Origin of the sequence: Nonomuraea sp. NPDC050394 (assembly GCF_044459065.1) — a bacterium.
Taxonomy (GTDB): domain Bacteria; phylum Actinomycetota; class Actinomycetes; order Streptosporangiales; family Streptosporangiaceae; genus Nonomuraea.
In genome coordinates this window covers 143,995-167,842 of record NZ_JBITIO010000018.1, presented here as the reverse complement: position 1 = coordinate 167,842, position 23,848 = coordinate 143,995, and the positions used below count along the sequence as shown (strand labels likewise).

23 protein-coding genes are annotated in these 23,848 nt (G+C 72.0%); 7 read left to right on the top strand and 16 right to left on the bottom strand.

Features of this window, described 5'->3' with window-relative positions:
• Positions 1-116: 116 nt before the first annotated feature.
• Genes ACIBKY_RS46415 through ACIBKY_RS46400 form a run of 4 tightly spaced genes read right to left on the bottom strand, consistent with a single transcriptional unit; the run spans position 117 to position 2,746 of the window.
• Positions 117-728 (bottom strand): class I SAM-dependent methyltransferase, encoded by a 612-nt coding sequence (locus ACIBKY_RS46415; protein ID WP_397107574.1) that lies wholly within the window; start codon positions 726-728, stop codon positions 117-119.
• Positions 725-1,360, bottom strand: a complete 636-nt coding sequence (locus ACIBKY_RS46410; protein ID WP_397107573.1) for a TIGR04282 family arsenosugar biosynthesis glycosyltransferase — start codon at positions 1,358-1,360, stop codon at positions 725-727. Before ACIBKY_RS46410 ends, ACIBKY_RS46415 begins: the two co-directional genes overlap by 4 nt.
• Complete coding sequence (locus tag ACIBKY_RS46405) at positions 1,353-1,505, bottom strand: hypothetical protein (RefSeq protein WP_397107571.1); 153 nt, start codon at positions 1,503-1,505, stop codon at positions 1,353-1,355. Before ACIBKY_RS46405 ends, ACIBKY_RS46410 begins: the two co-directional genes overlap by 8 nt.
• Positions 1,502-2,746, bottom strand: a complete 1,245-nt coding sequence (locus tag ACIBKY_RS46400) for a glycosyltransferase 87 family protein (protein ID WP_397107569.1) — start codon at positions 2,744-2,746, stop codon at positions 1,502-1,504. The genes ACIBKY_RS46405 and ACIBKY_RS46400 overlap by 4 nt, the downstream gene beginning before the upstream one ends.
• A 128-nt stretch (positions 2,747-2,874) precedes the next feature.
• Between ACIBKY_RS46400 and ACIBKY_RS46395 the strand changes: the two genes are divergently transcribed.
• The 4 genes from ACIBKY_RS46395 to ACIBKY_RS46380 all read left to right on the top strand — a co-directional run bounded on the left by ACIBKY_RS46395 (position 2,875) and on the right by ACIBKY_RS46380 (position 6,029).
• The gene (locus ACIBKY_RS46395; protein WP_397107568.1) at positions 2,875-3,855 is read left to right on the top strand and encodes an NAD-dependent epimerase/dehydratase family protein; all 981 of its coding nucleotides are present in this window, start codon (positions 2,875-2,877) and stop codon (positions 3,853-3,855) included.
• Positions 3,852-4,580, top strand: a complete 729-nt coding sequence (locus ACIBKY_RS46390; RefSeq protein WP_397107566.1) for a glycosyltransferase family 2 protein — start codon at positions 3,852-3,854, stop codon at positions 4,578-4,580. Before ACIBKY_RS46395 ends, ACIBKY_RS46390 begins: the two co-directional genes overlap by 4 nt.
• Before the next feature lie 148 nt (positions 4,581-4,728).
• A complete protein-coding gene (locus ACIBKY_RS46385) occupies positions 4,729-5,040 on the top strand; it encodes a hypothetical protein (protein ID WP_397107565.1) in 312 nt (103 codons plus the stop codon).
• The gene (locus ACIBKY_RS46380; RefSeq protein ID WP_397107563.1) at positions 5,037-6,029 is read left to right on the top strand and encodes a DUF389 domain-containing protein; all 993 of its coding nucleotides are present in this window, start codon (positions 5,037-5,039) and stop codon (positions 6,027-6,029) included. The genes ACIBKY_RS46385 and ACIBKY_RS46380 overlap by 4 nt, the downstream gene beginning before the upstream one ends.
• A 115-nt stretch (positions 6,030-6,144) precedes the next feature.
• Here ACIBKY_RS46380 and ACIBKY_RS46375 read toward each other — a convergent pair whose 3' ends face one another.
• Genes ACIBKY_RS46375 through ACIBKY_RS46365 form a run of 3 tightly spaced genes read right to left on the bottom strand, consistent with a single transcriptional unit; the run spans position 6,145 to position 9,925 of the window.
• Positions 6,145-7,290: an FAD-dependent monooxygenase gene (locus tag ACIBKY_RS46375; protein ID WP_397107561.1), complete on the bottom strand. Its 1,146-nt coding sequence runs from the start codon at positions 7,288-7,290 to the stop codon at positions 6,145-6,147.
• A 20-nt stretch (positions 7,291-7,310) separates the two neighbouring features.
• Positions 7,311-8,315, bottom strand: coding sequence for a reductase (locus ACIBKY_RS46370; RefSeq protein WP_397107560.1), 1,005 nt, complete (start codon positions 8,313-8,315; stop codon positions 7,311-7,313).
• Positions 8,312-9,925 (bottom strand): CocE/NonD family hydrolase, encoded by a 1,614-nt coding sequence (locus ACIBKY_RS46365; RefSeq protein ID WP_397107558.1) that lies wholly within the window; start codon positions 9,923-9,925, stop codon positions 8,312-8,314. The genes ACIBKY_RS46370 and ACIBKY_RS46365 overlap by 4 nt, the downstream gene beginning before the upstream one ends.
• A gap of 331 nt (positions 9,926-10,256) precedes the next feature.
• On the opposite strand from ACIBKY_RS46365, the gene ACIBKY_RS46360 reads away from it, so the two are divergent.
• The 3 genes from ACIBKY_RS46360 (at position 10,257) to ACIBKY_RS46350 (ending at position 12,214) form a co-directional block, all read left to right on the top strand.
• Entirely contained in the window at positions 10,257-10,745 is a 489-nt protein-coding gene (locus ACIBKY_RS46360) for a GbsR/MarR family transcriptional regulator (protein ID WP_397107556.1), read from the top strand.
• Positions 10,746-10,897: 152 nt separating this feature from the next.
• A complete protein-coding gene (locus tag ACIBKY_RS46355) occupies positions 10,898-11,107 on the top strand; it encodes a hypothetical protein (protein ID WP_397107555.1) in 210 nt (69 codons plus the stop codon).
• Between the two features lie 198 nt (positions 11,108-11,305).
• The gene (locus ACIBKY_RS46350; protein ID WP_397107553.1) at positions 11,306-12,214 is read left to right on the top strand and encodes a PP2C family protein-serine/threonine phosphatase; all 909 of its coding nucleotides are present in this window, start codon (positions 11,306-11,308) and stop codon (positions 12,212-12,214) included.
• Between the two features lie 27 nt (positions 12,215-12,241).
• On the opposite strand, the gene ACIBKY_RS46345 is transcribed toward ACIBKY_RS46350, so the two are convergent.
• The 9 genes from ACIBKY_RS46345 to ACIBKY_RS46305 all read right to left on the bottom strand — a co-directional run bounded on the left by ACIBKY_RS46345 (position 12,242) and on the right by ACIBKY_RS46305 (position 23,846).
• Positions 12,242-14,677: a PEP/pyruvate-binding domain-containing protein gene (locus tag ACIBKY_RS46345; RefSeq protein ID WP_397107551.1), complete on the bottom strand. Its 2,436-nt coding sequence runs from the start codon at positions 14,675-14,677 to the stop codon at positions 12,242-12,244.
• A 33-nt stretch (positions 14,678-14,710) separates the two neighbouring features.
• Positions 14,711-16,300 carry an ABC transporter permease gene (locus tag ACIBKY_RS46340; protein WP_397107550.1) on the bottom strand — a complete coding sequence of 530 codons (1,590 nt, stop codon included), beginning with the start codon at positions 16,298-16,300 and terminating at the stop codon, positions 14,711-14,713.
• A complete protein-coding gene (locus ACIBKY_RS46335; RefSeq protein WP_397107548.1) occupies positions 16,297-17,181 on the bottom strand; it encodes an ABC transporter ATP-binding protein in 885 nt (294 codons plus the stop codon). The genes ACIBKY_RS46340 and ACIBKY_RS46335 overlap by 4 nt, the downstream gene beginning before the upstream one ends.
• A 120-nt stretch (positions 17,182-17,301) precedes the next feature.
• On the bottom strand, positions 17,302-17,850 hold the full coding sequence (locus tag ACIBKY_RS46330) for a class I SAM-dependent methyltransferase (protein WP_397107663.1): 549 nt from the start codon (positions 17,848-17,850) through the stop codon (positions 17,302-17,304).
• Positions 17,851-18,043: 193 nt separating this feature from the next.
• Positions 18,044-19,273: a cation:proton antiporter gene (locus ACIBKY_RS46325; RefSeq protein WP_397107546.1), complete on the bottom strand. Its 1,230-nt coding sequence runs from the start codon at positions 19,271-19,273 to the stop codon at positions 18,044-18,046.
• 165 nt (positions 19,274-19,438) lie between these two features.
• Positions 19,439-20,728 (bottom strand): ArsB/NhaD family transporter, encoded by a 1,290-nt coding sequence (locus tag ACIBKY_RS46320; RefSeq protein WP_397107544.1) that lies wholly within the window; start codon positions 20,726-20,728, stop codon positions 19,439-19,441.
• Positions 20,725-21,168, bottom strand: a complete 444-nt coding sequence (locus tag ACIBKY_RS46315; protein WP_397107542.1) for a CBS domain-containing protein — start codon at positions 21,166-21,168, stop codon at positions 20,725-20,727. Before ACIBKY_RS46315 ends, ACIBKY_RS46320 begins: the two co-directional genes overlap by 4 nt.
• A 132-nt stretch (positions 21,169-21,300) precedes the next feature.
• Entirely contained in the window at positions 21,301-21,948 is a 648-nt protein-coding gene (locus tag ACIBKY_RS46310; protein ID WP_397107540.1) for a LuxR C-terminal-related transcriptional regulator, read from the bottom strand.
• Positions 21,888-23,846 carry a sensor histidine kinase gene (locus ACIBKY_RS46305; RefSeq protein WP_397107538.1) on the bottom strand — a complete coding sequence of 653 codons (1,959 nt, stop codon included), beginning with the start codon at positions 23,844-23,846 and terminating at the stop codon, positions 21,888-21,890. Before ACIBKY_RS46305 ends, ACIBKY_RS46310 begins: the two co-directional genes overlap by 61 nt.
• Positions 23,847-23,848 lie beyond the last annotated feature (2 nt).

The following is a 23,848-nucleotide window of genomic DNA, read 5'->3' as shown; positions in this document are numbered from 1 at the left end:
GGGCCGGGCCCGCGCGTCAGCTCGCCCTGACGTCAGTGCGCCGGCGGCGGAGACCTGCCCGTGCGCTGTCGTTGACGAAACTCCCGCGTGCCCGAGAGCCGGCCCGGATCGCCCGCTCAGGTGAGGCGGGCAAGCCAGCGGTCGCCGATCGGCAGGCAGCGGGTGGAGGGGAAGCCCGCGGCGTGGGCGACGCGGGCGATGTCGGTGGCCGAGACGGTGGCCCAGGTGAACCATGCGCCGGTGCGCTCGCCGCGGCGCAGCCGTATCAGGTCGACGCGGCTGGCGGTCCGGGGTGGCGCGACGTCGGCGAGTACGGCGCCGCCCGGGCGGACGAGCTGGCGGATGCGGCGCAGCAGGTTCTCCGGGTGGCCGCCGATGCCGATGTTGCCGTCGGCCAGGAGCGCCGTGGACCAGCGGCCGGCGCCGGGCAGGTGATCGAAGACGTCGCGCAGCAGGGCTCGTCCGCCCGCCTCGCGGGTCAGGGCCACGGCGTCCGGGGTGATGTCGATGCCGAGCGTGTAGACGCCGCGCCGGGTCAGGGCAGCGGTCAGGCGTCCGGGGCCGGAGCCGACGTCCAGGGTGGGGCCGGCACAGTGGCCGAGCAGGGCCTCGTCGGCGTCGTCGAGGTGGAACCACGGAGCGCTGTCCAAGGGGCGCACCGCGCCGTCAAGGTGCTCGATCTGCGCCGGTGTCCCGGTGAGCGCCTCGGCGTACAGCTGTCCGATCATCGGCTGAGCTCCCGCAGCACGGCGGCGAAGCGTGTGTGCGGCGCCCGGGCGGCGACGCGGGCGGCGTCGGTGGCGGTGTCGACGTCGGTGAGTTCGGGGAGATGGTGTACGGCCAGCCCCGCACGCCGTAGCCGGTCGAGCTGGTGCTTGCCGGTCTCCGGATGGGACATGGGAACGCCGAGCAGCAGTCCGGGATCCGGTGCGCGCAGGCCGAGGAGCCAGAAGCCGCCGTCGGCGGCGGGTCCGTACACGGCGTCGCACTGGTGCAGCGCCCGGGTGGCCTCGGTCAGCAGTCCGGCGGTGATCTGCGGGGTGTCCATGCCGATGAGGACGACGGGGTCGGGGCGCAGCCGGTGGGCGTCGGTGAAGGCGGCGGCCAGCCGTTCGTCGAGGCCGTCGCCGCGTTGCGGGATGATCACGTATCCGGCGGGCAGCCAGGCGCCGGGCAACCCGTCGAGCGCCAGCAGGCGTTGCGTGGCCGGGGTGGCGGCGACCGTGTGCAGGGTGTCGGCCAGCGCTGCTTCGGCCAGCGCGGCGGCTTGGCCGGGGGTGAAGGGCGGCGTCAGCCTGGTCTTGACCCGGCCGGGCACGGGCTCCTTGGCGATGACCAGGATCTGCGCGGGGCTAGGCATCGGGCTTGCTCCAGGCGGGTGGATGTTGCAGGAAGTGGCTGAACAGGCCGGTGGCGAAGGCGACGGTGAAGCTGACGCCCAGCCACAGGCCGAGCTTGGCGGCCACCTGTTCCGAGCGCAGCTTGCTGGTGAAACGCGGGATCATCGCACCGCCTCCAGATCGCGGGTACGGCGAGCGGTCAGGACCGCCAGGGCGGCCACGCCGTAGCCGGCCAAGGCGCCCGCGGGAGCCACGTAGGCGACGGCGCCCGCCAGGGCGAGGCCCAGCCACTCCCACCGGCCCGACATGGCGGCCAGCGCGACCACGAGCAGCGCGTACCAGGAGTAGCCGGGGGTGAACAGCAGGAAGAACGAGCCGGTGACCAGCAGTGCGCCGTCCCAGGGCCGGTCGGCGTCGCCGTACCGGAGAATGAACAGGGCCGCCAGGGCGAGCAGGACGATCGCGGCGTACGGCGCCCAGCCGTCGGGCAGCACCAGGCGCAGCAGCAGATACCGGCCGCCGCCACCGGCGGCGTCGTAGCGTTCCTCCTGGATGTAGCCGGGCAGGTACCCGGCGACGGAGCCGCCGGAGACCAGCAGGTAGGGCAGGTACGTCAGCCCCACCACGACCATGGCCGGCACCAGGACCGCGATGGCGCGCCGGCCTCCGGCCAAGGCGCCAGGAAACACCGTCACCGGCAGCAGCTTGGCGGCCACCGCCGCACCGAGCAGCGCCCCGCGCGCCCGGCTCGTGGACAGCGCCAGCACCACCAGAAGGACCGCGAGCATGTCCACGTGCGCGTTGTTGACCGCCTCGATGGGCACGGCGGGGCACCACGCCCAGCAGGCCGCGGCCCGGACGTCGCGCCGGGCGAGTACCAGCAGGACGGCCACCGCCATCAGCAGGCCGCCGGTCTGCAGCGCCTTGTGCCGCACGCCGTCCGGCGACAGCACGTGGACGAGCAGGAAGTACCCCTGGGCGACCGGCGGGTAGATGGTCGCAACCGTGGGCCGGTTGATGCGCGTGCACCCCCCGCCCGGCAGCCGGTACCGGCCGGGAGCCTCGCACGCGGCGGGGAACAGCCACGCGTCACGCAGCGGCGCCAGCGCCGGGCCGGCCGGCGGATGGTCATAGGGCGAGATGCCCGCCGCCTGCACCCGCCCGTCCCAGACGTAACGGTAGAAGTCGCTGCTGCTGCTCGGTGGCGCGCTCAGACCGGTCGCGGCCAGGACGATCCCGCCGCCCACGACGAGCACGCGCATCCGGCGCTCCGGCAGCCTTCTGCCGAGCCACAACGCGGCGGCGAACAGCACCCAGGCGGTCAGGTACCAGCCCAGGCGGGGCGGACCGGCCACCGTCGCCACCAGCGCGGCGGCCAGGAGTACGAGCACCGCCCCGGCCTTCACATCTGCAGTCTGACACCGCCACTGCGCTGTGTTATCGCACGGACACTCGTCGTCAGCAGGCCGTAATAACTCTTACGAAGCGCGAACGTCCTGGCATCACAGCGACGGCCCGGGATAACGTCGATCATGTGAAAGTGCTGGTCACCGGCTCGGCCGGGTTCATAGGCGGGCATGTCGTCGAAGCGCTGGAGGCCGCCGGGCACGAGGTCGCCCGCCTCGACGTCGTGGAAGGCGCCGACGTGCGCGACGCCGCCGCCCTCGACCGGCTGCTGCCCGGCGTCGAGGCCGTGGTGCATCAGGCGGCCAAGGTCGGCCTCGGCGTGGACGTCTCCGACCTGCCGGACTACGCCTCGGTCAACGTGTACGGCACCGCCGTCCTGCTGGCCGCGATGGCCAGGCACACGGTCCGCCGGCTGGTCCTGGCCTCCTCGATGGTCGTCTACGGTGAGGGCGCGTACCGCTGCGCCGAGCACGGTTCGGTGCGGCCCGGCCCGCGCTCGGTCCCCGATCTGGAACAGGGCCGCTTCGACCCCCTGTGCCCGCGCTGCGGCGCCGCGCTGCGACATGAGGTGATCGGCGAGGACGCGCCGCCCGACCCCCGCAACGCCTACGCCACCAGCAAGCTCGCCCAGGAACACCTGGCCGCCAACTGGGCCAGAGAGACCGGCGGGACCGCCGTCGCCCTGCGCTACCACAACGTCTACGGGCCCCGCATGCCCCGCGACACCCCGTACGCGGGAGTGGCCGCGATCTTCCGCTCCGAACTGGAGGCCGGCCGGGCTCCGCGGGTGTTCGAGGACGGCGGCCAGCTGCGCGACTTCGTCCACGTCCGCGACGTGGCCCGCGCGAACCTCGCCGCCCTGCGCACTCCCCCGCCCCCGGGCACGCCGGCCGCCTACAACATCGCCAGCGGCGCCCCGCACACCATCGGTCAGATGGCCCGCGCGCTGGCCGAAGCACGCGGCGGGCCCCGGCCTCGGGTGACCGGCGGTTACCGGCTCGGCGACGTGCGGCACATCCTCGCCTCCCCCGCCAAGGCGGCGGCGGAGCTGGGCTTCCGCGCCGAGGTCGAGTTCGCGGCCGGGATGAAGGAGTTCGCCTGGTCATGAGCGTCGACGTGATCCTGCCCTGCCTCAACGAGGAGGCGGCCCTGCCCTGGGTCCTGGAGCGCATGCCGGACGGCTACCACCCCATCGTGGTCGACAACGCCTCCACCGACCGCACCGCCGAGATCGCCCACGCCCTCGGCGCCGACGTCGTCTCAGAACCCCGGCGAGGATTCGGCGCCGCCTGCCACGCCGGTCTGCTGGCCGCGCGGGCCGACCTGGTGTGCTTCATGGACGCCGACGCCTCCCTCGACCCTCGCCGGCTGCCCGCGGTCACCTCGCCCGTCGCCGAAGGCAAGGCCGACCTCGTGCTGGGCGCCCGTCGTCCGGTGGCGTCGGGCGCGTGGCCGTGGCATGCGCGGCTGGGCAACGTCGTGCTCGCCCGGAGGCTGCGCCGCCGTACCGGAGCCGACCTCCACGACCTCGGGCCCATGCGGGCCGCGCGGCGCGTGGCGCTCCTGGAGCTCGGCCTCACCGACCGGCGCTTCGGCTATCCGCTGGAGATGGTGCTGCGCGCCGCCGCGACAGGGTGGCGCATCGCCGAGGTCGAGGTGGACTACCTGCCGCGCGCGGGACGCTCCAAGGTCACCGGAACGGTCCGCGGGACCATGCGCGCCATCTCCGACATGCGCCGCGTCATGGCCGAGCATTCCCCGGCACGAGGGTCAGGAGGCACCGGCGGTCCACGGCCTCCAGGTCCATCACGCGATTCTTCACCGCCTGAGTGACCCAAGGCGCCCCGCCACCTCGGCCTTCACCGCACCCTCAAGAGAGCACGGCCGGTGGGAGCGGCGGTCACGTTTTTGCCTCTGACATGACGCTGGCCTGGTGCGAATCCGGATAGGAGGGAGTACGAACCACCTCACAGGAGCCGCCGTGACCGCCTCGTTCGATGACCGGACCGATTTCGTCAACGCCGGCCGGGGATGCGCCGGGTCCGCGAAGGACACGCAGGTCCGGGAGCTGTCCGAGGGCGTCTACCGGGTGCGCGGGTTCGATCTGTCCAACGTCTCCTTCGTGCCCTCGGAGCTGTCGGAGCACGTGGAGTCCATGGGCGGGGCGCCGACCAAGCCGCAGCCGCCCGGGCTTGTGGTGACGGGGAGCCTGGACGGCGACCGCCGGACGCCGGCCACGTTGCCGGGACTCCTCGGCGACGCCGGCCAGAGCCTCGACGTCGTCGCCCCATGAAACGGCTGAGGGAGCGGCTGGTCCCCGCGGCGCAGCGGCGCACGCTGGAAGAGCTCACCGCCGACCTCGACCTGCGGGAAGGAGATCGTCCCTCTCGCTACTCGGCCTTCTGGACGATGCTCGTGCTGTCCTCGGTCATCGCCGCGGCCGGGGTGATCTCCGACTCGACCGCCACCGTGATCGGCGCGATGATCATCGCGCCACTGTCCACGCCCATCATGGGCCTGGCCCTGGGGCTGGTGAAGCGGTCCAGGACCGGGGCCGCCTGGTTCGTGCTGGGCGGGGTGTGCGCCGTCGTCGCGATCGGGCTGCTGGCGTCGCTGGCCATGCCCGGCACCTTCGATCTGCCGGCCAACAGCCAGATCGCCGGCCGTACCTCGCCGGGGATCGCCGATCTGGTCGCGGCGATCGCCACCGGCCTGGCCGGAGCCGTCGCACTGGCCCGCCGCGATGTCGCGGCGGTGTTGCCGGGCGTGGCCATCGCGATCTCGCTGGTGCCGCCGCTCGTCGTGGTCGGCGTGTGCCTGGGACGAGGCGCGCCCTGGCTCGCGCTCGGGGCGCTGGTGTTGTTCCTGTCCAACATGCTGTCGCTGGTGATGGCGGGGACGTTCGTCTTCGCCGCGCTCGGGTACACCACGCCGCCCGCGCCCAGCCTCTCGCGCAGGCGCGCGGTCCTGGTGCTGGGCGGCCTCGGCGTGGTCGTCACCGCCGTGCTGATCGGCAGCACCGTGGCGAACTACGTCTTCTCCCGGTGGGAGAGCCAGGTGAAGCAGACCGCGAGCGCGTGGCTGGCCGGCGACAAGGACGCCACCGTCACGGACGTGCAACTGCAGTCGAACACCTTCCGCATCGCCGTACGCACGCCCGGCGACCTGCCGCCCGTCGCCGACCTGCTCACGCGGCTGCGCGGTGTGGTCCCCGACGGCCTGCCGGTCGTCGTGCAGACCACCCAGGGCCGCCTGATCATCGCCGGGACGGTGGGCTCCTGACCATCGGCGCGGCGACATCGATCTGGCCGAGGACGCGGTACAGGAAGCGTTCGCCATCGCTCCGCGCAGGTGGCCCGCCGACGGGCTGCCGCCCGCACAAAGGCCGTCCGTCAGGTCATCCCTTGATGAAGCGGCGGATCATGTAGCGGCGGACCGGGGGCAGCGCGGCCAGGCGCAGAGGTAGCTGGGTCAGCCACAGCAGCAGCGGGCTGGTGGGGGCGTAGACGCCTTTGACGCGGCGGCCGAGTTTCTGCTTGCGTTCGGCTTCCGGCCGGATGGCGGCTTCCCACGCGGCGAGCGCGGCGGGGAGGTCGCCGGGATGGGCGGCCAGTTCGGTGCCGAGGCGGTCGGCGCCGCCGACGGCCAGGGAGGAGCCGTATCCGGCGAACAGGGTGACGCACCAGGCGGCGTCACCGAGCAGGACGACGCGGCCTTTGCTCCAGGAGGGGGCGACGACCTGGCTGATGGTGTCGAAGTAGACCGAGTCGGCTCGCGCCAGGCCGTCCAGGGCTTCGGGGATGATCCAGCCGAGGTCGCCGTAGACGCGCCGCAGTTCGGTGGCCACGTCCTCGCCGGGGCGGGCGTGGTCGGTGCGGTAGCCGAAGAAGGCGACGTTGCGGCCGTCGGGGATGCTGATGACCGCGGCGGTGCGGCCACGCGAGGACAGGGTGCCGGTGGCGCCGGGGGCGATGGTGGCGGGGCGCCGGTCGAGCATGTAGACGGCGACCTTGTGGTCCAGGTCGAGCAGGAAGCCGGATTCGGGGCCGAAGGTCAGGGCGCGGGTGGCCGAGTGCAGGCCGTCGGCGCCGATCAGCAGGTCGCCTTCCTCGGCGCTGCCGTCGGTCAAGGTCACGCGTACGGAGTGCTCGTCCTGGTCGATGGCGGTCAGGGTGGTGCCGAAGCGGATCTCGGTGTGCTCGTGGACGCGCTCGTACAGGACGCTTTCGAGGTCGCCGCGCAGGATGGTGATCGAGCGCGGGCCGGTGGTGGCGGCGATGGTGGCGCGGTCGAGGGAGAAGCGGCGCTCGCCGTTCGGCTTGTGGTAGACGAGTTCGTCGGTGTCGAAGCCCTTGGCGAGCAGGTCTTCCACGATGCCCATGTGTTCGGCGGCGTCGTAGCCGATGCCGCCGAAGGTGACCGCGTAGCCGCCGCCGCGCCGCTTGGGCGCACGTTCGACGATGAGGGTGTCCCAGCCGATCTGGTGCAGGCGCAGGGCGGTGGCCAGGCCGGCGATGCCGGCTCCGATGATGATGGCGCGCATGACAGGTGGTGCCTTCTTCTTTAGTGGGAGAGCTGGTCGAGCAGCCGCTGTTCGGCGGCGGCGTCCAGCCAGGTGTCGGGGGAAGGCGCGTCGGCGCGGGGCGCCGGGTCGCCTTCGGCCTGCAGCCAGGCCCAGGTGTCGGCGAGGGTGTCGCGCAGCGGGCGGGTGGTGAGGCCTTCGGCCAGGACGGCGCTGACGTCGGCGTCGTGCATGCCGCTCGGCGCGCTGCCGTCCGGCAGGCGGAGCCCGAGCTCCATGCCGAGCGGCAGGCCGTGACGCAGGAGCAGCTCCGGGGGTGCCCACACCAGTTCGGTGTCGAAGCCGGTGACTTCCAGCATCGTGGTGAGCAGGTCGCCGAGGGTGATCGCGCCGGGCGGGCCGGTCGTGGTGAAGGCGCCGCTCAGGCCGCGTTCGGCCGACTGGAGCATCCAGGTGGCCAGGTCCCGCACGTCGACATACTGCAGGAGCGTCTCAGCCGGGGCGGGGGCGAGGACCCGGCCGCCCTTCTCCAGGCGGCGCAGCCACCAGGGGATGCGGCCGACGTCCTCGTACGGGCCGAGGATCATCCCGGCTCTGGCCAGCAACGCGCGCCCATCGAAGGATTCCAGGACGGCGAGTTCGCCGCCGCGCTTGGCCGCGGCGTAGCCGGCCTCGTCCTCGCCGGCGGGGTCGCCGCCGTCCAGGGGCGCCTGCTCGTCGGCGCCCGCGGGCCAGGGCCAGCGGTGCACGCCACGGCTGGAGACGTAGCCGTAGTGGCCGGCCCGGCCGGACAGCAGGCGGGCGCTGTCGCGCACCACCCGCGGCGCCCAGGCCCAGGTGTCGACGACCGCGTCCCACTCCCCTCCGTCCAGCGCCCGGCGGACGGCCTCGGGGTCGGAGCGGTCGGCGATCAGCGCCCGTACCCCGGGGGCGGGGTCGCGGCTGAGGCCGCGATTCAGCGTGGTCACCTCATCGCCGCGCCGCAGCGCCGTTTCCACAACGGCGCGGCCGACGTGGTGGGTGCCGCCGAGAACAAGCAGCTTCACGATGCTCCTGAAGTGAGGGGCAGCCAGAGGGCTGACGGGTGCCGATGGTCGTGGAAGATCTCGTGCTGGGAGGGGCGCAGGCTCGTACCGGTCGCGAGTGGCTCACCGGTTCCGGGGTTGCGGCCGAAGCGGGGGTGGGCGCCGCCGGAGACCTGCAGCCGGATGCGGTGGCCGCGCCGGAAGCGGTGGGCCATCGGCCACAGGGCGATCTCGACGGCGCGCACGTCGCCGGGCTCGTGGAGCCGGACGACGCCGTCGCAGACGTTGACCGATCGGCCGCGGGCGTCCACGTCGCACAGCCTGGCGTAGTAGTCGGCGTGCGGGTTGGTCGAGCGGGCGTGCAGCTGGACGCGGACCGGCCCGACGGCCTCGACGTCGCCGGTCAGGGGCGTGGTGGTGAAGGTGAGCACGTCGGCTCTGGCCTCGATGGCGCGGTTGTCCTTCGCCCCGGCTGACAGGCCCACCTGCGTCCCGCCGATGGTCGGGGTCGGGTCCGCGGGATCGTAGCGGTAGCGGCTGGGCTCCGCGTCGCCTTCTTGCGGGGTACGGCTCAGCCCGCCGCCCGCGTGCAGGAACCAGGGGGCCGGTTCGTGGGCGGGCGGCCAGGCGGGCACGTCGATCCAGCGGCCCGCGCCGGTGACGAACAGCCGCACACCGGTGGGTGCCGGACGCCCGAGCAGCGCGGCGTCCAGCATCGTGAGCGCGTCGGCCATCCCTTGGCGGGTGTAGAGACCACGCCCGTGGCTCCAGGGGCCGACCAGCAGCCGCACCTGCCGCCCGGCCGCGACCAGAGCGGCATGGTCGGCCAGCATGCCCGGCAGGAAGAAGTCGTACCAGCCACCCTGCAGGTGCACCATAGGCGGCATCCGCCCGACGTTGGCACGGTGGTCGGTGCTCGCCCAGTAGGGGTCGGCGGGGCCGTATCGGACCCAGTCCCGGTACCACGTCACGGTGTGCCCGGTCAGCGCCCTGTCGGCCTCCTGCAGCGGGAGGGCCAGCGTGGCGCGCGACAGCCGCCGCTCGGCGCCGACCATGCCGAGCACCTGACGGGCCATGCCGGTGCCGCTGGAGAACATCCGATCCACCAGTTGCACCCAGCCGAGCGCGCTCCCGGTCGCGAACGCTCCCCCCGGATACATGAACCCTTCGGCGAACGAAGACGGCGCGTCCTGGATCAACGCGATCTTCCATTCCGGGATGTCCCGGGCGGCCAGCTCCCACTGCGCGAAGCCGAGGTAGCTGGCGCCCCACGTGGCCAGCTCGTCGCCGAACCACGGCTGGGCGCGCAGCCAGCTCAGCGTGCCATCGCCGTCGGCAGGATCGATGACGAACCCGTCGAAGCGCCCCCGGGATCCGGCCGTGCCGCGCAGGCTCTGATACAACACCTGGTAGCCCCGCTCGGCCAGCAGCGCCGGGAGCCGATCCAGGGCGTTGCCCCGGCCGTACGGGCTGCGCAGCAACACCAGCGGCGGCCGCCGCTGACCGGCCGGGTAGTAGTGCGTCGCCAGCAGCCGCACACCGTCGGCGGCCGGGATCTCGACGTCGCGCCGCACGCGCACCCGGTGCCGCAGCGCGGGGCGAACGCCGAAAATGCGGCTGAGCAGGGTCATCGGGACAGCTCCTCATCGACGTGGGTTGGATCACACCTCGCCGACCAGGCTTCCCGGCACACCATCGCGACCTCGCTGAGGTCCGATGCCCATCAATCTAGCAAAGTTTCATGAATCTCTGAAGACTCGATACTTTCAATGCTGTGCAGACCCGTCGATCGCCAGAGCTCGGCCATCCCCGTGAACGTCGAGCACGACCAGGCCGTGGCCGACCGGTGGGAAAACCCGCAGGCCCGGCCGCGATGAGCAGTCGCAAGTTCGTGTGTGACCGGCCGGGACGAGCGACTTTCAGAGATCTGTAAAGATTCAGAGCACCTAGTAGCATTGGCGGATGGATGCGAAGGAACGGCTGCGAGAGGCGGCCGAAAGGCTCGCGCTCACCCTGTCGCAGGGCGGCATGCAGCGCTCGACCGCCCGGGTCATGACCGCGCTGCTCTACACGCAGCAGGAGACGATGACCGCGGCGGACCTGTGTGACCAGTTGTCGATCAGCTCCGGGGCGGTCTCCACCGCGGTCAAGCAGTTGCTTCCGGTCGGCCTGATCGAACGTGTTCCGGCGCCGGGCAGCCGCCGCGATCACTACCGTTTCCGCCAGGGCGCGTGGGCAAGGCTGATGTCCCAGCAGAACGCCATCGTGGCCACCATGAGCGAGGCCGCCCGGGAAGGCATCGACGCGGCGGGTGAAGACAGCGTCGCCGGCCGGCGGCTTCACGAGATGCGGGACTTCTACACCTACATGGCAGCCGAACTGATCCCGCTCATCGACGGCTGGCGCGAGCGCTACCTCGCCGAGCACGATGGTGGCGACCCGGCCGTGTGAGCGCGCTCCGCGACCCGGGGATCCGCCCGCACGGGACTGCCGCGGGCGAACGTGATCCTTGCATCGAACAACAATCTGTTAATCTCGGGAAAAGGGTGAGCCGGGAAGTCTGGTCGGCATGGCACGGTCATGCCCACCCCCGGAGGTCCTCGATGCCGCCCACGCTCGCGTCCATGGTGGCCAGGCCCCATGAGGTCGAAGGCAGCGCGCCCGCGCCAGTGGCGCTCGGGGGCCTTCCCGGCAGGACGCGGGCGAACCTTGCCGGCATCCACGGGTCAACGATCATGCTTGTCGTCGGCGACACGGAAGGGCCGAGGCCGGCCTCGACCGATGACGCGACGCCGGAGTTCGAGGACGCCTGATCATTGACAGCGAGGAGCGCGATGCCGCGGAGTCACCGTATGAGGTCGCAGACGGTCCTTCGCGGCCTGCCGTTCGTGGCCATGGCGGCGGTCGCCTCTGTTGATCTTCTCGCTGGGCGGAGCCTTGGCTTTCTCCCCTTGCTCACCCTCGGGCCCACGTTCGCCTGCGTGTCGGGAAGCGTCCGGAGGACCGCGGTGGTGGGAGCGATCGCTCTGGCCATCTGCCTGCCGCTGGCGTACTACAACGGCTCGCTGTTCCGGTGGCAGAACAACCTCACCCTCGTCACCATCATCAGCGTCACCGGCGCGAGCATGCTGGCCAGCGGGCTCCGGCTGCGTCGCGAGCGGGAACTGGCCAACGTCCGGCTGGTCGCCGAGGCGGCGCAGCGGGTTCTGCTGCGGCCCGTGCCGCGCCGGGCGGCGGATCTGCAGATAGCGCTCTCCTATACCTCCGCCGCGGCCGAGGCCCAGATCGGCGGCGATCTCTACGAAGTCGTCACCACGCCGAACGGAGTCCGGCTGCTCATCGGCGACGTGCAGGGCAAAGGCCTGGGGGCCGTCGAGACCGCCGCCTGGGTGCTCGGCGCCTTCCGCGAGGCGGCCTACGACGAAGACGACCTGCTCGGGGTGAGCGAGCGTCTCGAGGCGTCCCTCGCCCGGCGCCTTGGCGACGAGGCGTTCGTGACAGCGATCCTGGCCGAGCTGCGTGACGGCGAGCTCGTCGTGCTCAACTGCGGTCATCCCGCGCCGCTCCTGCTCACCCGTGAGGGCGGTGTCCGCCTGATGGACCCCCCGGAGGAAGGGCTGCCCCTTGGCCTCGCCGCGCTGGCGCCCGGCCATGCGAAGCCGTATCGGATCCCGTTCCGGCAGGGGGATCGGATCCTCCTCTACACCGACGGCGTCATCGAGACCCGCGACCGGACCGGCGCCTTCTACCCGCTCGTGGAACGGGCTTCGCTGCTGAGTGAGGCGGATGCTCAGCATGCGCTGGACACCCTGCGGGAGGACTTGCTGGAGCATGCGGGCGGTCCGCTACCTGATGACGCGGCGATGCTGCTCTTGCGCAGGCTCCGGGACCGAATCATGGAGGCACCGCTCTCCTCCTGACCTCCTCCACGACGGATGACGCGCCTCTCAGCCCTCCTCCACCTTCACCGTGCCCGCGCTCCCGTCGATCGTGATCAGTTGCCCCGTCCTGATCTCGTGGGTGGCGTTGCGGACGCAGATGACCGCGGGGATGCCGTACTCCCGGGCGACGGTGGGGCCGTGCGCCACCGGGGATCCGGTCTCGGTGACCAGACCGGCCGTGGTCATGAACAGCGGAGTCCAGCCGGGGTCGGTGGTGGGCGCCACAAGGATCTCGCCGGGTTCGATGTGCGCGCCCGCCGGGTCGCGAATCACCCGTGCCCTTCCGGTGGCCCTGCCCGCGGCACCGGCCATGCCGGTCAGAAGGCCGGCTTCCACGGGCCCGTGCGGAACGAGCGTCTCCACGTCGGTCCCGTCCGACAGCAAGGCACCGGGGACGGCGTGCCGCCGCAGTTCCCGGGTGTACTCGGCGCGGCGGCTCGCGGTCAGGCCACGCTGGTCGGCTCCATCGTGTACGGCGGCGCCGGCCTCGGACAGGTCGAGGAACATGATGTCGCCGGCACGCTCCAGCAGCCCGCGAGCGACCAAGTCGTCCCCGATCAGCAACAGCTGGCGGCGTGCCACCTGGAGGGCGGGAAGCCAGGCGAACTTGCCGATCTCCCGCAGCCCGGTGAGCTTGCGCGAGCGGCGCATGAAGAACGTCGCCAGCCGTCCGCGCACCGGCCTGCCGCGCCGTGCGCGCCGCGACAGCGTCTCCAGCATCGCTTCCGCCTTGCGCGCCGCCTGCTCGAAGCGCCGGTCGGGTGCCTGGTCGGGATCGTCGACGCGCAGGTAGTTGGCGATCGTGGCGAACAACGGGACCGGTTCTTCCTCCCAGCGGGGCATGCCGATGTCGATCTCGGCGGCGGCGCGCATGCCGTACTTCTGCAGGAAGCCGGACATCCCGATGTCCGGCAGGTCTCCCGCACGGTAACGCGCGGCCAGTTCTTCCGGCGGGGTGGTGAGGAACAGCTCTCGGTGCGCGCGCGCACGCACCGAGAGGTTCCACAGGGTCAGGTCCATCTCGGTGGTCACGTTGTACGGCATGCCGCCCAGGACGGTGTCCAGCTCGCTTGGCGAGGCGACGCCTTTGAGCAGCCCGGCCGGGGCGATCCCCGCCAGGATGCCGGCCATCAAAGGCCCCACGATGCCCATCATGTCGGGCGTCATGACGGCCCGGTGAGAGTCCTCGATCACCCAGCGCAGCCGCTGCGCGCTGGTGGCGGGTTCGGCCGGCGGCCGTGTCAGTCGTCTGATCTCCTGGACGCCGCGGTAGGCACGGGTCCGTGCGGCGTCCGGCCGGGCCAGGCTGCGGAGGATGCCGGTGATCGCGCCGGGCGCCAGCCGTACCGTCATCTTCAGGGCGCTGCGCGGACGGAACGGCAGGCCGCGCCGCGGCGCGAACCGGGGGTCGTCCAGCATGCGCAGGACGGCGCCCTGGACCCGGGGACCGTACACCTCCAGTGAGGTGCCGAGCCGGCCGCGCATGGCCTTGTTGCGCACGAAGTCGGTGAGGTCGAAGTACAGCCGCCCGCCGATGGGAACCATCCGGGGCAGCGGATCGCGCGGGTCGACAGCGGCGCCGGCGCCCTTGAACCACAGGCCCGCGCCGGTCTTGAGCATCGACACCCCCATCGGCGTCGTCGGCCTGAGCATGCCCTGGATGTGACCGAACTCGAGGTAGAGCCGCGTGTCACGCGTATCGGGCGGGGCCGGGAACAAGGTGGTGACCGGCCGGGACTGCAGCAGCCACAGCGTGCCGTCACCGTCGATCGCCCACTCGACGTCCTGCGGTGAGCCGAAGTGCTTCTGCAGCCGCCGCCCCGCCTCCCGCAGTCGTTCCAGCTGGTCAGTGGCAAGGCACCCGGTGGCGGTCCGGGGGGCCGGCGCCTCATGCCCGAGCACGTGGTGGTCGGGCACGACGGTCCCGTCGACGATGGCGGTGCCCAGGCCGGGCGCGGCGTCGACGACCATCTCCGTGCGGCAGCCCGTGATCGGATTGGCCGTGAACAGCACACCGGCGACCGCCGGATCGATCATCCGCTGGACCACCACGGCCATGGCGGCCTCGCCGATGCCCGCCGCCGCGCGATAGGCGACGGCACGCTCGTTGTGCAGGGAATCCCAGCACCGCCGGACGGCGTCGAGCAGCGGCCCGGCGCCCTCGACATTCAGGTAAGTGTCCTGCTGACCGGCGAAACTGGCGTCCGGCAGGTCTTCGGCGGTGGCGCTGGAACGAACGGCCACGCGGCCGCCGCCGAGCCGCTCATAGGCGGCGAGCAGCTCGGCCTCGGGCAGGTGCCGGGACTTGTAGGACTCGACCGTGAGGCAGAAGCCGTCCGGGACACGCTCACCAGCCTTGATCATCTCCCCGAGCCCGGCGGCCTTCCCTCCCACGAGATCGATCATCTGAGCGTCGATCTCCTGTAGACGGATCAGATTCATCCCTAACCCTCCTCGGGCTTTCACGCGGATCCCTCAGTTGCCGGTCAGGTCACGCCGGCGGAAGGTGAGAACACCGGCCCCCGCGCAGGCTACGGCGACGGTGGCGAGCCAGAGGAGCGGGCGCGCCGTCACCTCGCCGCCCGGGGCCTGGGGCAGGTGGGCATAAGGCGACAGGTTCCGCAGCGACCCGGGCAGTTGGAGGACCTCGCCAAGCTGCCCGAGCAGGGCGAAGCCGGTCAGCGCCGCCCAGGCCAATGCGGTGAGCCGGGGAAGCACGCCGTACAGCAGCATCGCCAGTGCGGCCGCCACCCAGACCGCGGGCAGCTGCACCCATGCCGCCCCTGCCAGCCGGAGTGCCTGCGGGCCCGCCTCACCGGTACGCAGGCCGTGGGCCAGCCCGACGGCGAATCCTCCCGCGGTGAGGATCACCGCGGCGCCGCCGAGGGCCATCGCCAGGTGAGCGAGTGTCCAGCCGGTGCGCGAGACGGCTGCGGCGAGCACGGATTCGGCGCGCAGCGCGCTCTCCTCGGTCTGGAGCCGCAGCACCGCCTGGACGGCGAAGCCGCCCGCGACCAGGCCCATCACGCCCAGCACGGTGGCCAGGAAGGTGTCGGTCAGCGCCCCTGCGCCGCCCAGTTGGTCCAGGATGGCGGCGAGCCGCGGGTTGCCGCGCAGGATCTGCCCGGCGCTGTCGGCCAGCGTGCCGAACAGCGTCCCCATGACGGCGAAGCCGGCGGCCCAGGCGAGCAGGCCGCCCCGGTGCAGCCGCCAGGCCAGGCCCAGCGGGCTGCCCAGGTACGGCGGGGCGTCGGCGGGCCCGCGCCGGGGCGGCAGCACCCCGGCGCCCAAGTCTCTGCGCCGGGCCAGCGCCGCGGCCAGAGCGACCAGCACGAGCGCGGCCAGGGCGGACAGGGCGAGGACCCACCAGCGCTCGCCGGCGAAGGCCCGTACCCGCTGCGCCCAGCCGAGCGGAGAGGCCCACGACAGCGCGTCGATCTGCGCGGCGTCGCCACCCGCGCGCAGCAGGAACGCCAGGCCGAGCATGGCGAGCGCGAGGCCGTTGGCCGTGCGGGCGTGCTCGGTCAGTTGCGCGGTGAGCGCGGCCACGGCGGCGAACAGCCATCCGGTGCAGGCGATGGCGAGCCCGAAGGCGAGGGCGCCCGTGCCGGGCAGGCCCTGTCCGGCCAGCGCGGCCGTGATCAGCAGGCCGATGAGCAGGTTCGCTCCTGCCGCCACGAGGAGGGCGGAGGACATGAGGGCATGCCGGCCGACGGCGCAGGCGCCGAGGAGCTCGGCCCGGCCGCTCTCCTCTTCCGCGCGGGTGTGCCGGGTGATGAGCAGCAGGTTCATCAGCGCGGTCAGGACGGCGGTGATCGTGGTGGCACGCCAGGCGGTCAGCCCGCCGACCGAGGCCGAGTCGAAGACCGGGCCGGTGATCGCCTGCAGGGCCGGTGTGGAGCCGATGGTCACGCCCAGGGCGACCCGCTGCCGCATGCCGGGATACAGCTCGCCGATCGCGGAGGCGGTGCCCGCGACCGCGACGACGATGAGCAGGATCCACACGGCGAGCAGGAGGCGGTCACGGCGCAGCGCCAGCCGTACCAGAGCGAGAGTGCCGGTCATGGCGTGGCCTGGTAGTGGCGCAGGAACAGCTCCTCCAGGGTGGCCGGGTGGCAGGCCAGGTCGCGCACGCCCGCGTCGGTGAGCAGCGGCAGCACCTCGCGCAGCCGGCCGGGCTCGATCTCGAAGGTGATCTTCGAGCCGTCGACGGCCAGGTTGTGCGCGCCGGGCAGATTCCCGGGGACGCGGTCGAGATCGGCGGTGACGGTGGTTCGCGTCAGGTGACGCAGCTGGGCGAGGGTGCCGCTTTCCACGACGCGGCCGGCGCGGATGATGCTCACCCGGTCGCAGAGGGCTTCGACCTCGGACAGGATGTGGCTGGACAGCAGGACCGTGCGGCCGTTGCCGCGTTCCTCGGCGACGCACTCGCGGAAGGTGGCCTCCATCAGGGGGTCGAGTCCCGCGGTCGGCTCGTCCAGGAGCAGCAGGTCGACGTTCGAGGCGAGCGCGGCGACGAGGGCGACCTTCTGCCGGTTGCCCTTGGAGTAGGCGCGGCCCTTCTTGGTGGGGTCGAGGTCGAAACGCTCCAGCAGGTACTGCTTGCGCCCGCGGTCGAGCCCACCGCGCAGCCGTCCGAGCAGGTCGATGGCCTCGCCCCCGGACAGGTTCGGCCACAGCACGACGTCGCCGGGCACGTACGCCAGCCGCCTGTGCAGTTCGACGGCGTCGTGCCAGGGGTGGCCGCCGAGCAGTTCGGCATGGCCGGAGTCGGCGCGCAGCAGGCCGAGCAGGATGCGCAGCGCGGTGGTCTTTCCCGCGCCGTTGGGGCCGAGGAAACCGTGTACTTCGCCTTCGGCCACGGACAGGTCGAGGCCGTCCAGGGCGCGGAGGGTGCCGAAGGTCTTGGTGAGGCCGCTGATGAGCACGGCGGGGCTGCCCGGCATGGGCGCCTCCCTGAAGCCGGTCCGATACGACGTGCCGACCAGGCTTCCCGGCGCTCCACCTTTGACGTTAACAGCGCCGGATCCGGCGCGCCAGACGAAGTACCGCCGAATCGTCCAGGGTCAGCCCGGACGGGCGATGCCGACCACGTGGCTGAACCGGCTGAAGGTGAAACGGTCGAGCCTGTCGACGGCGAACCCCGCCGCGCGAATGGCCGCGACCGGGTCGCGCGCGGGATGACAGCCGCCACAGGCGCGCGACCACAAGGGGGTGATGAGCGTCTCGATCAGGGCGAGCGGCCGGCGGGCCGAACGGACATGCTCGTAGAAGCGCAGCGCTCCCCCGGGCCGAAGGACCCGGCGCACGTCGGCGAGTGTCGCCCGCAAGGGGGCGCAGCAGAGCGTCAGCGAGCAGATCACGGCATCACATGAGCCGTCCGGCAGCGGGATCCGGGCAGGAGCGCCCTCGACGATGCGGATCGGCGTGGGGAGGGTGTCAGCCACCTGCTGAGCCGTGGAGCGCAGGAATCCATCCGGCTCGACCACGATGATCTCATCGAGGTCAGGCGGATAGCAGGTGAGTTTGACGCCGTCTCCCGCCCCGAGCTCCAGCACCCGTCCGGTGAGACCCGCCATCAGCCACTCCCGCTGGGCGGTCGGCCGACGTCCCATGCGCACGGGGCGGGGGTGGTGGAACTGCTCCATACCGGATCCGATGGTTGCTCGGCCGGCCGAAGGCCGGGGGGCAACATCCATCATGACTTCACTATCGACCGAAACCTCCGCCCGCGGCAGCGTTTGGCGGAATTCCTTGGCAGGTCCTGGGTGACCCATCCGCGGTCAGAAGCGGGATGGTGTCATCGGGTCACGACGGGGCCGCTCCGTCCTTGCGTTCCCGGATTCGGCGGACGATGCCGAACCAGGCGGGCACGTCGCGTTCGTCGTCGAAGCCGCGGGCGACGACGATGTCGGTGGAGGAGTGCACCAGGATCGACAGCACGATGGTGACCGCCACCAGCTGGAACACCTCCTGGGAGGCGGCGATGCCGGAGGCGAGCACGATCAGGCCGTAGACCACCGAGGCGAAACCCTTCGGGCCGAACCAGGCGACCGCCGCCTGCTCACGCATCGTCAGCCCGGAGCCGAGGAACGACACCCAGATCGCCACCGGCCGCGCCGCGACCAGTGCCAGGACGGCGAAGATCCAGCCCTGCCAGCCGACGGCCCCGAGCAGCGCGGGGGTGATGAGCGCGCCGAAGACCAGCAGCGCGGCCAGCTTGAACAGCTCGGCGATCAGCTCGCCGAAATGCTCGAACGACTCGCGCTGACGCTCGCCGAACGTCGCCACCGTGATCCCGGCGGCGAAGGCGGCCAGGAACAGGTTGCCGTGTGTGGCCTTGCCCAACGCCAGCACCAGCAGCCCGATCGCGAGCGCGTTGAGCGGCTCGTACTGCGTGGAGGCCGAGAACCAGCGCGTCTGCTCCAGCTTGATGGCCAGCCACGGCACCGCCACGCCGATCACCACGCCGATCCCGAGCTCCGCGCCGAGCGCGTCCAGGCGCAGGTCCGACGATCCGGCCGCGACGGCCAGGAAGAGCATGACGAACGGCAGCGCCAGTCCGTCGTTCACGCCGGATTCGACGTTGAGCAGCTGCCGCAGCCGGGGTGGCACCTTCTCGTTGCCGACCAGCGCGGCCGCGAACACCGGGTCGGTCGGCGCCAGGATCGCGCCGATCAGCAGCGACTCGATCCAGCCCAGGCCGACCAGATAGTGGGCCAGCAGCGCGGTGATGATCAAGGTGAGCGGTAGCCCCCAGCCGAGCGCCCGGCCGGGCAGCCGCCACGCGCCGCGCAGGTCCTTCCACCCGACCCGCATGCCATCGCTGAACAGCACCGCGAACAACGCCAGCTCGGCCAGCGTGCCGACCAGCGGCTCACCCGCCCGCAACGAGACCACGCCCAGCACCCCGTCGCCGAGCACGAACCCGGCCACCAGGAACAACGCGGCCGTCGACAAGATCGTGCGATGGGCCAGGCTGGACAGCAGCACCGCGGCCAGTAAGACGACGGCGAACGCCGTCAACAAGGTGCCCATCAGCACGCCTCCGCGTTTCGCACGTATGTGACGTTGCCGACCAGACTTCCCGGCGCACCGGGCCATACCGTATCAGCACGCCCGCGGCCAGTGTCCCTACGCGACCCTGACGGCATCCATACGCCTCGCCGACGCCGTCCCTGCTCTGCAAGATGCCGAGATCGCTCAGAGGTAACGCAGCCATAGATACGGCACGCACAGAGCGATCGTCACCACCGTGACCACCAGCCCGTATTTCGTGAACTGCCAGAAACTGATCGGCGTGCCGTTGCGGGCCGCGATGCCCAGGACGACCACGTTGGCCGCCGCTCCGACCGCGGTGGCGTTGCCGCCGAGATCGGCGCCGAAGGCCAGCGCCCACCAGAGCACCTGAGCCGAGTCGTTACCGCCGTTGGCCGCCACGAGTTCCGCCACGATCGGGCTCATCGTGGCCACATAGGGGATGTTGTCCACGATCGCCGACAGCCCGGCCGAGGCCCACAGCAGGCCCATGGTGGTCAGGCCGAGCTGACCTTGGGTGGCCTCGGTGGCCGCCGTGGAGATCTGGCCGATCACGCCGGTGTTCACCAGCGCGCCGACCATGACGAACAGCCCGGCGAAGAACACCAGGGTCGGCCACTCCACCTCGGCGATGGCCTCCTCCGTGGTGACCTTGGTGGCCGCCACCAGGATCCCGGCGCCGAGCACCGCGACCACCGACGGCTCGTAGTGCAGCACCGGGTGCAGCACGAACGCCGCCATCACCACGGCCAGCACCACCAGCGACTGCCACAGCAGCCGCCGGTCCTTGATGGCCTCCCGCTCGTTCAACGTCATGATCTCGGCGGCCCGTTCGGGGTCGTACCGGAAATGCCTGCGGAACATGAACCTGCACAGCACCACGAACACGGCCATCAGCACGATCACCATCGGCGCCATGTGGACGAGGAAGTCGTTGAACGACAGCCCGGCCCGGCTGGCGATGATGATGTTCGGTGGATCGCCCACGAGCGTGGAGGCGCCGCCGATGTTGGACGCCATGGCCTCGGCGATAAGGAACGGCGCCACCGGGAGCGTCAGCCGTTCACACACCAAGAACGTCACCGGCGCGATCAGCAGCACCGTCGTCACGTTGTCCAGCAACGCCGAGGCGGTCGCGGTGATCACCACCAGCAACACCATCAGCCGATACGGGCGCCCCTTCGCCCGCTTGGCCGCCCAGATCGCCAGGTACTCGAAGACCCCGGTCTGCTTCAGCACCCCGACGATGATCATCATCCCGAGCAGCAGGAAGATGACGTTCCAGTCGATTCCTGTCGACTCATCGAAGAACGCCGTCCCGGCGTCGGCGGCGTGAATCAACAGCATGATCCCCGCCCCGCCGAGCGCCGCGGCGACCCGGTGCACCTTCTCTGAGGCGATCAGCGCGTACGCCCCCAGGAAGACGGCCACCGCCAGCCACGCGGTCACCGTCATGAAGCGAGTGCCCGGTCCAGCAGCGCCTGCAGGGTGACCGCCCCGAGCAGCCGGCCGTCCTCCACGACCGCCACCAGCGGGCTGTGCGTGCGCGCCATCAGCGCCGCCAGTTCCAGGACGGTGGCGTCCGGGTCGGTTATCGGCAGCTCACGTTCCCCTTTCGGCAGCGCCGCGCGGACCGTGCGGCCGGCCAGCGTCTTCAGGAACTCGTCGGCGTGCGCCTCGTCGATGACCCGCGCGAGCGCGGGATCATCCTGGCAATAGCCCGGTACGGCCAGCCGCAGCACCTGGGTGCCGGGCAGGATGCTGGACGGCAGCCCCTGCTCGTCGACCACGATCAACCCGGGCAGGTCCTGATCGGCCAGCAACCTGGCCGCCTCGATCACCGGGGTGTCCAGCGTGACGACGGGGAAGTCGGCGAGCAGATCACGAGCGCGCATCCACGGGACCTTTCAGGATCGGCGACACGGCCGCCGGTCAGACGCCCCGGCGCACCTGCCGACAACGTATCAACGACCCCTGGACACGACATGCGCCTCCCGCCCGCGAAGGCCGGCATCGCGTGCGTGATGTCATGTCCGGTTCAGGTACGCCAGCACGGCCAGCACGCGGCGATGGATGTCGGTGGTGGCCTCGATGTCCAGCTTGGCGAAGATGGCGGCGATGTGCTTGCCGACGGTTCCCTCGCTGACGTACAACGCTCCCGCGATGGCCGCGTTCGAGCGTCCCTGTGCCATGAGCTGGAGTACGTCCCGCTCGCGCGGGGTCAGCCGGGCCACCGGGTGCCGCGGAGAGGTACCGCCGAGCAGCTTGGCGATCACCTCTGGATCCATCGCGGTTCCGCCGCAGGCCACCCTTCGCAGGGCGTCGACGAAGTGGCCGGTGTCGAAGACGCTGTGCTTGAGGAGGTAGCCGACGCCGCCGGCGCCGTCTGCCAGCAGTTCCCTGGCGTAGATCTGCTCGACGTACTGCGACAGCACGAGCACCGGGAATCCGGGGTGGCGCCGGCGCGCCTCCAGAGCGGCCCGTACGCCTTCGTCGGTGAAGGTGGGCGGCAGCCGTACGTCGGCGATCGCGAGGTCGGGCCCGTGGTCGGCGAGTGCGTTCAGCAGGTCTTCACCGGTGTCCACTGCGGCCACGACGGTGATGTCGTGGGCCTTCAGCAGGTGGACGAGCCCTTCCCGGAGGAGGAAGGCGTCCTCGGCGAGGACAACGCGCATGGGATCTCCAAGGTCGCTATGGTGGGCCCGCCGGGCGGGCTGACCAGCGTGAGGACGCCGTCGAACCCCTCAAGACGGCGGCGGATGCCGTGCAGGCCGCCCCCGGGTCTCGCCGTCGCGCCGCCCCTGCCGTCGTCGGTGACGGTGGCTTTCAGCACGCCGTCGGTGTGCCGCAAGTCCACCAGGACCTTCCTGGCCTGGGCGTGCTTGGCGATGTTGGCCAGCAGTTCGCTGACGCCGAAGTAGAGCGCCGTCTCGATCGGCGCGGCGGCCTGGCCGCCGACCGCTACCCGCACCTCGGCCTCCAGCGGTGCGTCCAGCGCGAGCGTGCGTACGGCGTCCGCGAGCCCCCGGTCGGCGAGCACCGGCGGGTGGATGCCGCGGATGAGCTCGCGAAGCTCCGCGAGCGCGCTCACCGACAGGTCCTTGGCCTTGGCCACCAGGTCCCCGGCCGCCTGCGGGTCGCGGGTGATGAGATCCTCGGCCGCTGCCAGAGTCATGCCCACGGCGATCCATCGCGTCTGCGCTCCGTCGTGCAGGTCGCGCTCGATCCGGCGTAGTTCGGCGGCTTGCGCGTCGCTGAGCCGTGTCCGGCTGGTGGCCAGTTCACCGATCCGCCGGGTCATCACCGCCGCCTTGGTGGGGCCGAGCAGCAACCGGCTCAGCGCGGCGTGCCCGCGCAACACCACGGGGCCGACGGCGAAGCCGAGCGCGGCGGCGGCCACGGCGGCCACCGGCGCGGGCACCCCGGCCAGGGCCGGCACCAAGGCGGGCAGCAGGTCGTCGGGCGACCACGGCACCCGCGCGCCGGCCAGGAGCAGGAGGCTGATCCACACCCACAGCCAGCACACCACGGCACCGCCGGCGATCAGCGCGGCCGGCCCGGCCAGCAGCACGGCGGCGACGGGGAGCTCCAGCGCCAGCCAGGCCAGATCGCGCCATGAGGCGGGATCGCGTACGGTCCACTGCCATCGCCGTGCGCGCGCGGCCGACTCCCGCGTGCGGTGCACCGTGCCGAAGTCCCCCCACGCCGTCCGGTACGACCCGTTGTGGTCCGGCACGGGCGCGGGAGGTTCCCCACGGTACGGCTCGGCGATCCGCGCACCCGTCCACGCGCCCATCTGCGCCCGCCGCCAGGACACGAACCGGCGAACGGCCGGCACGGTGTCGGGCCACAGCCGCGTCAGCGTCACGAGGATCGCCAGGAGCTGAACCGTCGCCAGGGCCGCCGCCACGAACGCCAGCCCCACGCTCACGCACACCCGCAGGCCGGCGCTGACACGCGGAGCGAGCACCGTTGCCGGGTTCGCGCGGGCCGGTGCGAGCAGCACCCCGCTCCAGCGGGCGTGCCAGCGCAGCGATGCCGGGCCCACGGCGATGCCGAGCAGGGCGGCCGCGCCGCCGGTGGCCGGGCGCTGCAGCCACGCCAAGGCCAGCCCGCCACCGAGCAGACCCGGCGACAGCAGCGCGAGCGGGCCGCCGATCACCGGATTGAGTGCCATCCACCACAGGTCACGCGTGGTCGCGGGATCGCCGGCGATCCACCGCAACCGCGCCAGATAGGCCGGGACGAACGCGGAACGGTACAGATCATCGCCGTCGCGATGCCAGCCCTCGGCGTCGCGCTTGGGCGGCTCCGGAGCCGGACGGTACGGCGCGGGGATCTCCACGCCGCCCCATCGCCCCGCCAGCCACCGGGCCAGCGCCGGCAGGCGGCGGGCGTGCTCGACGAAGAAGGCCGGAGACGGCAGCCCCATGTGCCCGGTCACGAACAGAACGACCAGGAGCGGCGGCCCCAGCATCGCCGGCACCGCGAGCGCCAGACCACGCACGGGGGCCGCGGCGAACGCCAGCACACGTGAGCCGGTGCCCACGTCAACCCCCCAAGACCTTCCCACCC

Coding starts and splice junctions, on each gene's coding strand:
- ACIBKY_RS46415 (WP_397107574.1), bottom strand. CDS start 728: ATGATCGGACAGCTGTACGCCGAGGCGCTCACCGGGACACCGGCGCAG.
- ACIBKY_RS46410 (WP_397107573.1), bottom strand. CDS start 1,360: ATGCCTAGCCCCGCGCAGATCCTGGTCATCGCCAAGGAGCCCGTGCCC.
- ACIBKY_RS46405 (WP_397107571.1), bottom strand. CDS start 1,505: ATGATCCCGCGTTTCACCAGCAAGCTGCGCTCGGAACAGGTGGCCGCC.
- ACIBKY_RS46390 (WP_397107566.1), top strand. CDS start 3,852: ATGAGCGTCGACGTGATCCTGCCCTGCCTCAACGAGGAGGCGGCCCTG.
- ACIBKY_RS46380 (WP_397107563.1), top strand. CDS start 5,037: ATGAAACGGCTGAGGGAGCGGCTGGTCCCCGCGGCGCAGCGGCGCACG.
- ACIBKY_RS46375 (WP_397107561.1), bottom strand. CDS start 7,290: ATGCGCGCCATCATCATCGGAGCCGGCATCGCCGGCCTGGCCACCGCC.
- ACIBKY_RS46365 (WP_397107558.1), bottom strand. CDS start 9,925: ATGACCCTGCTCAGCCGCATTTTCGGCGTTCGCCCCGCGCTGCGGCAC.
- ACIBKY_RS46360 (WP_397107556.1), top strand. CDS start 10,257: ATGGATGCGAAGGAACGGCTGCGAGAGGCGGCCGAAAGGCTCGCGCTC.
- ACIBKY_RS46355 (WP_397107555.1), top strand. CDS start 10,898: ATGCCGCCCACGCTCGCGTCCATGGTGGCCAGGCCCCATGAGGTCGAA.
- ACIBKY_RS46345 (WP_397107551.1), bottom strand. CDS start 14,677: ATGAATCTGATCCGTCTACAGGAGATCGACGCTCAGATGATCGATCTC.
- ACIBKY_RS46340 (WP_397107550.1), bottom strand. CDS start 16,300: ATGACCGGCACTCTCGCTCTGGTACGGCTGGCGCTGCGCCGTGACCGC.
- ACIBKY_RS46335 (WP_397107548.1), bottom strand. CDS start 17,181: ATGCCGGGCAGCCCCGCCGTGCTCATCAGCGGCCTCACCAAGACCTTC.
- ACIBKY_RS46330 (WP_397107663.1), bottom strand. CDS start 17,850: ATGGGACGTCGGCCGACCGCCCAGCGGGAGTGGCTGATGGCGGGTCTC.
- ACIBKY_RS46325 (WP_397107546.1), bottom strand. CDS start 19,273: ATGGGCACCTTGTTGACGGCGTTCGCCGTCGTCTTACTGGCCGCGGTG.
- ACIBKY_RS46320 (WP_397107544.1), bottom strand. CDS start 20,728: ATGACGGTGACCGCGTGGCTGGCGGTGGCCGTCTTCCTGGGGGCGTAC.
- ACIBKY_RS46315 (WP_397107542.1), bottom strand. CDS start 21,168: ATGCGCGCTCGTGATCTGCTCGCCGACTTCCCCGTCGTCACGCTGGAC.
- ACIBKY_RS46310 (WP_397107540.1), bottom strand. CDS start 21,948: ATGCGCGTTGTCCTCGCCGAGGACGCCTTCCTCCTCCGGGAAGGGCTC.